The organism is Deferrisoma sp. (assembly GCF_054681715.1).
Genome location: NZ_BAAHFQ010000115.1, coordinates 1 through 9,341, shown reverse-complemented (window position 1 = coordinate 9,341; position 9,341 = coordinate 1). Strand labels below are relative to the sequence as shown.

Sequence of the window (9,341 nt, the reverse complement as noted above, 5' to 3'; positions counted from 1 at the left end):
CTCGAACCCCCTTTCGACCCAGGACGACGTGGCCGCGGCCCTGACGCTGGAGTTCGGGATCCCGACCTACGCGATCCGGGGCGAGGACCGCGACACCTACTACGCCCACATCCGGGCGGCCGTGGAGCACCGGCCCGACGTCACGATGGACGACGGGGCCGACCTGGTGAGCGTGATCCACTCGGACTACCCGGAGCTCCACGACCAGGTGGTGGCGAGCATGGAGGAGACCACCACGGGGGTGATCCGGCTTCGGGCCATGGAGAAGGACGGGGCGCTCAGGTTCCCGGTGGTGGCGGTCAACGACGCCGACTGCAAGCACCTGTTCGACAACCGCTACGGCACGGGCCAGTCCACCATCGACGGGATCCTGCGGGCCACGAACATCCTTTTGGCCGGGAAGACCTTCGTGGTGGCCGGGTACGGGTGGTGCGGCCGGGGCGTGGCCACGCGGGCCCGGGGCATGGGCGCCCGGGTGGTGGTGACCGAGGTGGAGCCCCTGCGGGCCCTCGAGGCCGTGATGGACGGGTTCGAGGTAATGCCGATGGCCGAGGCGGCGCGGATCGGGGACGTGTTCTGCACCCTGACGGGCGACATCCACGTGCTGCGGCGCGAGCACTTCGAGGTGATGAAGAACGGGGCCATCGTGGCCAACTCGGGCCACTTCAACGTGGAGATCGACATCCCGGCCCTGGAGGGGCTGGCCGAGCGGGTGGAGAAGGACGTGCGGCCCAACGTGGACGCCTACGTGCTCGCCGACGGCCGGGAGATCTACCTCCTGGGCGAGGGCCGGCTGATCAACCTGGCGGCGGCCGAGGGGCACCCGGCGAGCGTGATGGACATGAGCTTCGCGGTGCAGGCGCTCACGACGGAGTGGGCCATAAAGAACGCGGGCACGCTCGAGCCCCGGGTATACACGGTGCCCCGGGAGATCGACGAGTGGGTGGCGAAGCTCAAGCTCGAGACCATGGGCGTGGCCATCGACACCCTGACCGAGGAGCAGCAGAAGTACCTGAGTTCCTGGGAAATGGGCACGTAAAGAGCGGCCCTTTCGCTTCCCAGCCTTCTAGCCTTCAAGCCTTCTAGCTTCGAAAAGGGAGGAACCGCCTTGTCTCAGGTGATCCAGTTCGATCCGCCGGCATCGGGGAGCCCCATCGAGAAGGGGCCCGACGGCCGGCTCAAGGTGCCCAACGACCCCATCATCCCGTTCATCGAGGGCGACGGTACCGGCCCCGACATCTGGCGGGCGGCGCGCCGGGTGTTCGACCGGGCCGTGGAGCTCGCCTACGGCGGGGAGCGCAAGGTGTGCTGGTACGAGGTGTTCGCCGGGGAGAAGGCCTTCGACCGGTTCGGCGAATGGCTCCCGGCGGCCACCCTCGAGGCGATCAAGCGCTACCGGGTGGCGATCAAGGGACCGCTGACGACCCCGGTAGGGGGCGGCATCCGAAGCCTCAACGTGACCCTGCGCCAGGAGCTCGACCTCTATGCCTGCGTGCGGCCGGTGCGCTACATCCGGGGCGTGCCCTCGCCCATGCGCGAGCCCGAGAAGGTCGATGTGGTCATTTTTCGGGAGAACACCGAGGACGTGTACGCGGGCATCGAGGCCCCGGCCGGGAGCCCCGAGGCCCGGGAGCTCATCGAGTTCCTGATGATCAAATGGAACCGGCGCATTCCCGACGACGCCGGGGTCGGCATCAAGCCGATCAGCCGCGAGCGGACCCGTCGGCTCGTGCGCATGGCCATCCGCTACGCCCTCGAGAACAACCGGGACTCCGTGACCCTGGTCCACAAGGGCAACATCATGAAGTTCACCGAGGGGGCGTTCAAGGAGTGGGGGTACGAGCTCGCCCAGGAGGAGTTCGGCGACGTCACCATCACCGAGGAGGAGCTCTGGGAGAAGTACGAGGGCGTCCACCCCACGGGCAAGATCGTGATCAAGGACCGGATCGCCGACGCCATGTTCCAGCAGCTCCTCCTGCGGCCCGAGGAGTACGGGGTGCTCGCCATGCCCAACCTGAACGGCGACTACATGTCCGACGCGGCCGCGGCCCAGGTGGGCGGGCTCGGCATGGCGCCGGGCGCGAACATCGGCGACGAGTACGCGGTATTCGAGGCCACCCACGGCACGGCCCCCAAGTACGCCGGCCAGGACAAGGTGAATCCGAGCTCCGTGATCCTTTCGGGCGCCATGATGTTCGACCACCTGGGCTGGCACCGGGTGGGCCAGCTCATCCACGAGGGCATCGCCCGGGCCGTGGCCCACAAGCAGGTGACCTACGACCTGGAGCGCCAGATGGAGGGGGCCACCTGCCTCAAGTGCTCCGAGTTCGCCGAGGCGATCTGCTCCTTCATGGAACAGGAGGCGTGAGGGCGCCGCTGGGCGGCGGGCGGGACGTTGGGACGGTAGGATGCTAGGACGTTCCGTCCGCATGTCCGCACATCCTAGCGTCCGAACGGATGGCCGTCCGCACGTTCGCACGTCCTAGCGTCCGAACGGATGGCCGTCCACGCGTCCCAGCGTCCCAACGCCCTACGGCACTCCCAACGCGCAGGGGCCCACGGCGCACTTGCCGCAGGCGTCGGCGCCGGTGCGGGCCTCCACCTCCTGGAGCCGGGCGTAGCAGGCCCACCTGTCCAGGTTGGGCTCGCCGGGCCCGGCTTCGCGCAGGGCGCCGCGGGGGCAGGCCCGCACGCACGCTCCGCACGAGCCGTCCCGGAACCAGGGGCAGTGCTCCCCCTCGGGTCTCGGGGTGGGGGAGATCGCGGCGTCGAGGGCGAGGCTCCCGAACCGGCCGGCGCACCCCGCCGGTGTGATCAGCATCCGGTGGAGCCCCCAGGTGCCGAGGCCGGCCACATAGGCGGCCGATTTGTGGGACCACCGGCTCACCAGGGTCTCGGGGTCCCAGTTGTGGGTGGCCGCCTGGGCCGCGGCCCGAACCCCCCGGGTCCGCAGGGTGTCGATCAGTTCCTCCACGGTGCGGTTGATGAGCGCGTTCGTCTCCCGGTAGGCCGTGGTCCAGGCCTCGGCCACCTCCTCCCCCCGGCGGTTCGCCCGGACCACCTCCTCCCCAAACGGCACGAAAAACGCCACCACGGTCCGCGCTCCCGGCAGGAGCTCCCGGGGCAGGAGGTGGGTGGGCTCCACCGCCCGGCGGATCTCCCCCCACAGCGGGTCGTCGGCCGCCGCGAACCCCACCACGGGCGCCCGGTAGGGCGTCTTTCCCCCGGCCCGGGCGACCCGGTCCGCGACAAAGCGGGTGAGGAACGCGGCCAGTTCGTTTTCCATGCGGGTTCTCCCCTCGTGAACCGGGCCCGATGAACCGTTGGGACGATCAATTGCCGGGAATCGGGAGACCGCCGTTCGTCGAGTGAACCCCCGTTGGTCGCAGGTCGTTTGTCGTTGGTCGCCGGGCTGCAACGACCCGCGACTTACGTCCGTCCGCACGTCCGCCCGTCCTAACGTCCGCACGGTTTCTCGTCCGCACGGGCGCCCCGCCCCGCTTTGCCCGGTTGCGCCGGGGGTTGATACCATGCGGCCGGCGAAGCCGGCAACCGGCGAGGAGGCCCCATGCCCAAAGCGAGATTTCGGAACCCGCGGGAGCGCGAGGCGTTTCTGCGGTCGGTCGTGAACTACCGGGACATCCTGGAGGCGTTCGACGAGGGCGTGATCCTGACGGACCGGGAGGGGTACATCGTGTTCTACAACGCCGCCCAGTCCCGCATCGACCAGACCGAGCCCGAGGAGGCGTTGGGGCTCAAGGCCACGGAACTCTACGACCTCACCGACGAAACCAGCCTCATCATGCGCTGCCTCCTGTCGGGCCGGCCGGTCGTGAACGAGCACCTCGTCTACCGCACCCGGTACGGCCGCATCGCCAACACGATCTGCTCCGTGTTCCCCCTGTTCGGGGAGGGCGGCGAGCTCGTGGGTTCGGCCTGCTTCGTGCGCGACTACCACCTGGTGGAGCAGACCGTGACTTCGATCTGCAGCCACACCCTCCCGGACGGGGTCGACGCACAGCGGGAGCAGAAGCGCTTCACCTTCGACGATCTGATCGGGGACCACCCGGCGTTCCGAAGGGTGGTCCAGACCGCGAAGACGGCGGCCCTGACCCCTTCGGCCGTGATGCTCCACGGCGAAACGGGCACGGGGAAGGAACTCTTCGCCCAGGCGATCCACGCCTTCGGGCCATGGAAGGACGCCCCGTACGTGGCCATCAACTGCGCGGCCATTCCGGAGAACCTCCTGGAGGGGCTCCTGTTCGGCACGGTGCGGGGCGCGTTCACCGGGGCCGTGGATCGGCCGGGCCTCTTCGAGAAAGCCAACGGGGGCGTGCTCTTTCTGGACGAGGTGAACTCCATGCCCCTGGGGCTCCAGGCGAAGCTCCTGCGGGCGCTTCAGGAAAAGCGGGTTCGCCGGGTGGGTTCGCTGGAGGAGCGGCCCATCGCCGTGAAGCTCCTGAGTTCCGTGAACGAGGACCCCCACCAAGCGGTGGAGGCCGGCCGGATGCGGGTGGACCTCTTCTACCGCCTGGGGGTGGTGTTCCTGCGGATCCCGCCGCTGCGGGAGCGGCGTAGCGACATCCCGGTGCTGGTGCGGTTTTTCGTGGACCGGTTCAACCGGGAGATGGGCCGCCACGTGGAGGGAGTGGCCGACGAGGTCATGGACCTGTTCCTCGACTACCCCTGGCCGGGCAACGTGCGGGAACTCGAGCACGTGATCGAGGGGGCCATGAACGTGGTGGCCGAGCGCGACCGGCTCGAACTCGGGGACCTGCCGCCCTACCTCGTGCGGCGCCGGCCGGCCGCGGCCCCTTCGGAGGCGCCGGAGCCGGGGCCCCTCCCGGCCGATCTCAAGGAGGCCCAGAAGGCGGCCGAACGCCGGGCGATTCGCGAGGCCCTGGAGGCCGAGGGCGGGAACATCACCCGGGCGGCGGCCCGGCTCGGGATCTCGCGCCAACTGCTCGGGTACAAGATGCGGCGCCACGGGCTGCGGCGCGAGGAGTTCCGCCGGCCCGCCCGGGGCCGGGCGGGCCGGTAGGACGGCCGGGCTCAGCCGTGGGCCCCGACCCCGCAGGCCGGACCGGAGGCGGGTGAGGCATCGCCGACAAACGGGGCCCGGCGCGAGGGGCACGAGGCCCGGGCGCAATGCCGGCACGACACGAGGAGGGCCCGGGAGGGGAAGAAGATCCCCGAAACGGACTTCTTCGGCACCATGAGGAGGCTCTCCGTAAGCCCCACCCCGATCTTTCGCGCGCCGTCGCCCAGGAGGCCGAACACCGCCCGCTGCCCCTCGATGGGCCAGTCGGGCAGGCCCCCGGGATGGAGGCTCGAGAGTCGGGGCAGCCCGAAGGCCTCTCGAACACGGCGTTTCCACCGGACCTGGGCCTTGGCCAGGAACAGGTTTCCCACCTCGTGGAGCCCGTACTGGTCCAGGGGGGAGGCGGCGGCCGAGGCGGCCTCCTCCACCGCCGGGCCCAGCGTCACGGCGTAGGCGACGATCCGGTCCCCCACCAGATGCCCGGCGAGAAGGGCGCTTTCGATCCGCACCCCGCCCACCGAAACGCCCCGGTCGTCGCGCTCCGATACCCGGGCTTCCACCGCCACGCCCCGCGGATCGGCGAGGGCGGCCACCGTCTCGATGAACGAGGCGGCCCGCTCGAGGCCGCGGGGCACCCGCTCCATCCGCAGGCGCCGCAGGGCCTGCCGGGGCGTGACCCGCACGGCGATCGGTTCCGAGAGCGTTCGGTTCATCGGGAACTCCATGAGGCTTCCGCTGGGAGGCTCAACTGCCGTGAATCGTGAAGTCGTGAATCGGGAATCGTTTGGCAGTTCGGCGCCCCAGGGACCTGTAGCCGTACCGCCCCTGCCGCTTTCTTCCCTCCGAAATCTGACCTCCGGCCCGGGCGTTACCCTTTCTGCGTCGCAGGGCCCCCGTGGGGGCCGGAACGGCTTCCCCCCCAAAAAAAAGGGGCCCCGGGGCGGGACCGACCCCGCCCCGGGAGGAGGGAAACACGGGATCTCAGAGGTTTTCGAACCGCTTGGCCCGGTAGGCCTTGAGGTATTTCATGCAGTAGTTGTCCCGGCCGGCCAGGGCCTCGGCCGCGATGATCTGGGCCATCATGCGCCGGTCGAGGGGGTTGATGATCGCCCCGTCCAGGCCCTTGGCGATGGCCATCACCATGAAGGTCTGATTGAGGAGTTTTCGCTCCGGCAGGCCGTAGCTGATATTGGAAAGCCCGCACATGGTGTGGATGCCCGGGAACCGGGCCATGATCTGCTCCACGGCGTTGAGGAACTCCACGCCGAAATCGCTGCGGGTGGAGAGCGGCTGGACGAGGGGGTCCACGTAGATGTTCCCCACCGGCACCCCGGCCTGCACGAGACCGTTTACGAGCTTGTCGGCGATGGCCAGGCGCTGGTCGGTCGTCTCGGGCATGCCCTCGTCGCTCATGCACAGGGCCACCACCCGGAGGTCGGTGCCGGCCACCACCGGGAGCAGGGCGTCATAGCGCTCCTTCTCCAGGCTGATCGAGTTGATCATGGCGGGCGCCGGGCCCTTGTGGACGGCCAGCGCCGCCTCGATGGCCTTGGGGTCGGGGCTGTCGATGCAGCACGGCGCGTCCACGGCCGACTGCACGGTCTCCACGAGCCAGCGGAGGTAGTCGGCCTCCTGGCCCACGAAGATGCCGGCGTTCACGTCGATGTAGTCGGCGCCGGCCTCCCGCTGGTCCCGGGCCACCTGGGCGATGGCCTCGGCGTCCCGGGCCTCGATGGCCGGTGCAATGGCCTTGCGGCTCGCGTTGATGAGTTCTCCGACGATGATCATTGGGCTCACTCCCTTCGGTCGTTCGCGTTGGGACGTGCGGACGTTGGGACGGTAGGACGCTGGGACGACCCGTCCGCACGTCCGCGCGCCCCAGCGTCTTCCCGGTCCGCCGTTACGCCGCCATCAGCCGCCGGGCCAGCTCCACGGCGCCGGGGGCGTCTTCGCTGTACCCGTCGGCCCCGATCTTCTGGGCGAACGCCTCGGTCACCGGGGCCCCGCCCACCATGGTCTTGAGGGGCAGGCCCCGCTCCCGGATGGCCTTCACCGTGGCCTCCATGGACGGCATGGTGGTGGTGAGGAGGGCCGACATGCACACGATCTGGGCGTTGTTCTGCTGGGCGGCCTCGATGAACTTCTCGGTGTCCACGTCCACCCCCAGGTCGATCACCTGGAACCCGGCGCCCTCCAGCATCATCGCGACGAGGTTCTTGCCGATGTCGTGGAGATCGCCCTTCACGGTGCCGATGACCAGGGTGCCCTTGGGCTGGGCCTGGGCTCCGGTGAGAAGGGGCCGGAGCACCTCCAGACCGGCCTTCATGGCCTGGGCGGCCATGAGCATCTCGGGCACGAACAGCTCCCCCTCGCTGAACTTCTGGCCCACCTCGTCCATGGCGGCGATGAGGCCCTGATTCAGGATCTGCTGCACGTCGGTGCCGGCATCGAGTTCGGCCCGGACGAGTTCGGGCACGCGCTCTTCGTCGAACTCCAGGACGGCGTTGAAGATGTCTTGGATGGCCATGTCTTCTTCTCCTTGGTTCAGGGGTTCGGCGGGGCGTTGCGGAGTTCGCCCGCCATGTCACGCACGGTGGAAACGATCAGGAGCACCATCACGACCAGGAACGGGAGGGACCCGACGATCGAGGCGGTCTGGAGTCCCTTGAGGCCGCCGGCGTAAACCAGGGCGGCCGCCACGAGCCCGAGGGCGGCCCCCCAGAACACGATGAGCCGCCGGCTGGCCCGCTCGGCTCCCCCGGTGGAGAACGTGCTCACCACGTAGGTGGCCGAGTCGGCCGAGGTGATGAAAAACGAGGCGATCAGAAGGTTCGCCAGGGCCGCCAGGAGCCCGTAGTGGGGCAGATGGTGGAGCGTTCCGAAGAGGGCGCTCTCCACGGCCTTCTGGACCATCTCGGCGATCTGGCCACCCTGGTGGAGGTCGATGTGCACCGCGGTGCCCCCCAGGGCCGCGGCAAAGGCGAACGAGAAGAGCGCGGGGGCCACCATGACCCCGAGCACGAACTCCCGCACGGTGCGGCCCCGGGAGATCCGGGCGATGAACGCCCCCACGAACGGGGCCCAGGCGACCCACCAGGCCCAGTAGAACACGGTCCAGGCCCGGGTCCACCCGGGGTTGTCGAAGAGCACCGTGCTCGTGGACAGGGGCACGAGGTCCCGCAGGTAGTCCCCGAGGGCCCGGCCGAAGGTGGTGGCGATGGCCCGGGTGGGGCCGTAGGCGAGGAAAAACCCGAGCAGGAGGAGCATCAGGATCACGTTGAGGTTCGACAGGATCTTGATGCCCCGTTCCACCCCGCTCACCGCCGAGGCGATGAAGAGAAGCGTGATGACCCCGATCACCGCCAGCGTGGTGCCGACCCCGTCGGGGAGCCCCGCGCTCAGGTGGAGCCCGCTCGTGATCTGCAGGGCCCCGAGCCCCAGGGAGGTCACCACCCCCATCACGGTGGCCCAGATGGCGAGCACGTCCACCACGGCCCCCAGCCATCCCTCGGCCATCCGGCGGCCGATCAGGGGCACCAGGCACCGGGACACGAGGGCCGGCTCCCCCTTGCGGAAGTGGAAGTAGGCGATGGCCAGGCCCACCACCACGTACGTGCCCCAGGCGTGCACCCCCCAGTGGAAGAAGAAGATCTCGAAGGCGAGCCGGGCCGCCTCGGGGGTGCCGGCCGCGCCCGTGGGGGGCGAGGTGAAGTGGTACATGGGCTCGGCGATCGACCAGAACACGAGGCCGATCCCCATGCCGGCCGAAAACAGCATGGCGAACCAGCTCGTGCGGCTGAACTCCGGGGCCTCGCCGTCCCGGCCCAGCCGGACCCGTCCGAGGGGCGAGGCCGCCAGGGCGAGCCCGGCCGCCACGAACAGGCTCACCAGGGCCAGGTAGACCCCCCCGAGGTTCGTGGTCACCGCCGAGAGCACGGCCGAGGCCGCCTGCCCCGTGGCCTCGGGGGCCAACGCCCCGGCCACCAGGAACGGCAGCACCAGGAGGGCCGAGCCCCAGAACACCCGGCGGTCGAGGTTGGCATCGAGCCAGCGCATGGCAGGCCCCTACCCGCCGCGCTTGCGGGTCTGCACGTAGGCGGCCAGGTCCCGTTCCACGTCGGGATCGATCTCGGGCTTCTGGTACCGGGCGAGCCGGTCCTCCACGGCCTGGGCGGCCCGCTGGCGGGCGTCGAGGCCCCCGGCCTGCTTCCAGCCCTCGTAGTTGGCGCGGTTCGCGAGCTTGGGCAGGAAGAACTCGGTGCGGCACAGCTTGAACGTCTTGGGCTGGGTCAGGTACTGG

9 protein-coding genes are annotated in these 9,341 nt (G+C 69.8%); 3 read left to right on the top strand and 6 right to left on the bottom strand.

Annotation, left to right across the window (positions count from 1 at the left end):
* A partial coding sequence (gene ahcY, locus ACY0I8_RS13610; RefSeq protein ID WP_461395190.1) for an adenosylhomocysteinase occupies nucleotides 1-1,039 on the top strand: 1,039 nt, incomplete at its 5' end.
* 69 nt (nucleotides 1,040-1,108) lie between these two features.
* On the top strand, nucleotides 1,109-2,368 hold the full coding sequence (gene icd / locus ACY0I8_RS13605) for an isocitrate dehydrogenase (NADP(+)) (protein ID WP_461395189.1): 1,260 nt from the start codon (nucleotides 1,109-1,111) through the stop codon (nucleotides 2,366-2,368).
* A gap of 162 nt (nucleotides 2,369-2,530) precedes the next feature.
* On the opposite strand, the gene ACY0I8_RS13600 is transcribed toward icd, so the two are convergent.
* Entirely contained in the window at nucleotides 2,531-3,286 is a 756-nt protein-coding gene (locus ACY0I8_RS13600; RefSeq protein ID WP_461395188.1) for a 4Fe-4S binding protein, read from the bottom strand.
* 282 nt (nucleotides 3,287-3,568) lie between these two features.
* Between ACY0I8_RS13600 and ACY0I8_RS13595 the strand changes: the two genes are divergently transcribed.
* Nucleotides 3,569-5,041 (top strand): sigma-54 interaction domain-containing protein, encoded by a 1,473-nt coding sequence (locus tag ACY0I8_RS13595; RefSeq protein WP_461395187.1) that lies wholly within the window; start codon nucleotides 3,569-3,571, stop codon nucleotides 5,039-5,041.
* Nucleotides 5,042-5,052: 11 nt separating this feature from the next.
* Here ACY0I8_RS13595 and ACY0I8_RS13590 read toward each other — a convergent pair whose 3' ends face one another.
* The 5 genes from ACY0I8_RS13590 to ACY0I8_RS13570 form a co-directional block, all read right to left on the bottom strand.
* On the bottom strand, nucleotides 5,053-5,754 hold the full coding sequence (locus ACY0I8_RS13590) for a hypothetical protein (RefSeq protein WP_461395186.1): 702 nt from the start codon (nucleotides 5,752-5,754) through the stop codon (nucleotides 5,053-5,055).
* Nucleotides 5,755-6,022: 268 nt separating this feature from the next.
* Nucleotides 6,023-6,829 (bottom strand): methyltetrahydrofolate cobalamin methyltransferase, encoded by an 807-nt coding sequence (locus ACY0I8_RS13585; protein ID WP_461395185.1) that lies wholly within the window; start codon nucleotides 6,827-6,829, stop codon nucleotides 6,023-6,025.
* Nucleotides 6,830-6,941: 112 nt separating this feature from the next.
* Nucleotides 6,942-7,568: a corrinoid protein gene (locus ACY0I8_RS13580; RefSeq protein WP_461395184.1), complete on the bottom strand. Its 627-nt coding sequence runs from the start codon at nucleotides 7,566-7,568 to the stop codon at nucleotides 6,942-6,944.
* 17 nt (nucleotides 7,569-7,585) lie between these two features.
* Nucleotides 7,586-9,097 (bottom strand): BCCT family transporter, encoded by a 1,512-nt coding sequence (locus tag ACY0I8_RS13575; protein ID WP_461395183.1) that lies wholly within the window; start codon nucleotides 9,095-9,097, stop codon nucleotides 7,586-7,588.
* Between the two features lie 9 nt (nucleotides 9,098-9,106).
* Nucleotides 9,107-9,341 (bottom strand): trimethylamine methyltransferase family protein (locus tag ACY0I8_RS13570; protein WP_461395182.1); only part of this gene is annotated, 235 nt, incomplete at its 5' end.

What these genes read in the sequence shown, in the direction of transcription:
- ACY0I8_RS13600 (WP_461395188.1), bottom strand. Translation starts at nt 3,286, where the DNA reads ATGGAAAACGAACTGGCCGCGTTCCTCACCCGCTTTGTCGCGGACCGG.
- ACY0I8_RS13595 (WP_461395187.1), top strand. Translation starts at nt 3,569, where the DNA reads ATGCCCAAAGCGAGATTTCGGAACCCGCGGGAGCGCGAGGCGTTTCTG.
- ACY0I8_RS13590 (WP_461395186.1), bottom strand. Translation starts at nt 5,754, where the DNA reads ATGAACCGAACGCTCTCGGAACCGATCGCCGTGCGGGTCACGCCCCGG.
- ACY0I8_RS13585 (WP_461395185.1), bottom strand. Translation starts at nt 6,829, where the DNA reads ATGATCATCGTCGGAGAACTCATCAACGCGAGCCGCAAGGCCATTGCA.
- ACY0I8_RS13580 (WP_461395184.1), bottom strand. Translation starts at nt 7,568, where the DNA reads ATGGCCATCCAAGACATCTTCAACGCCGTCCTGGAGTTCGACGAAGAG.
- ACY0I8_RS13575 (WP_461395183.1), bottom strand. Translation starts at nt 9,097, where the DNA reads ATGCGCTGGCTCGATGCCAACCTCGACCGCCGGGTGTTCTGGGGCTCG.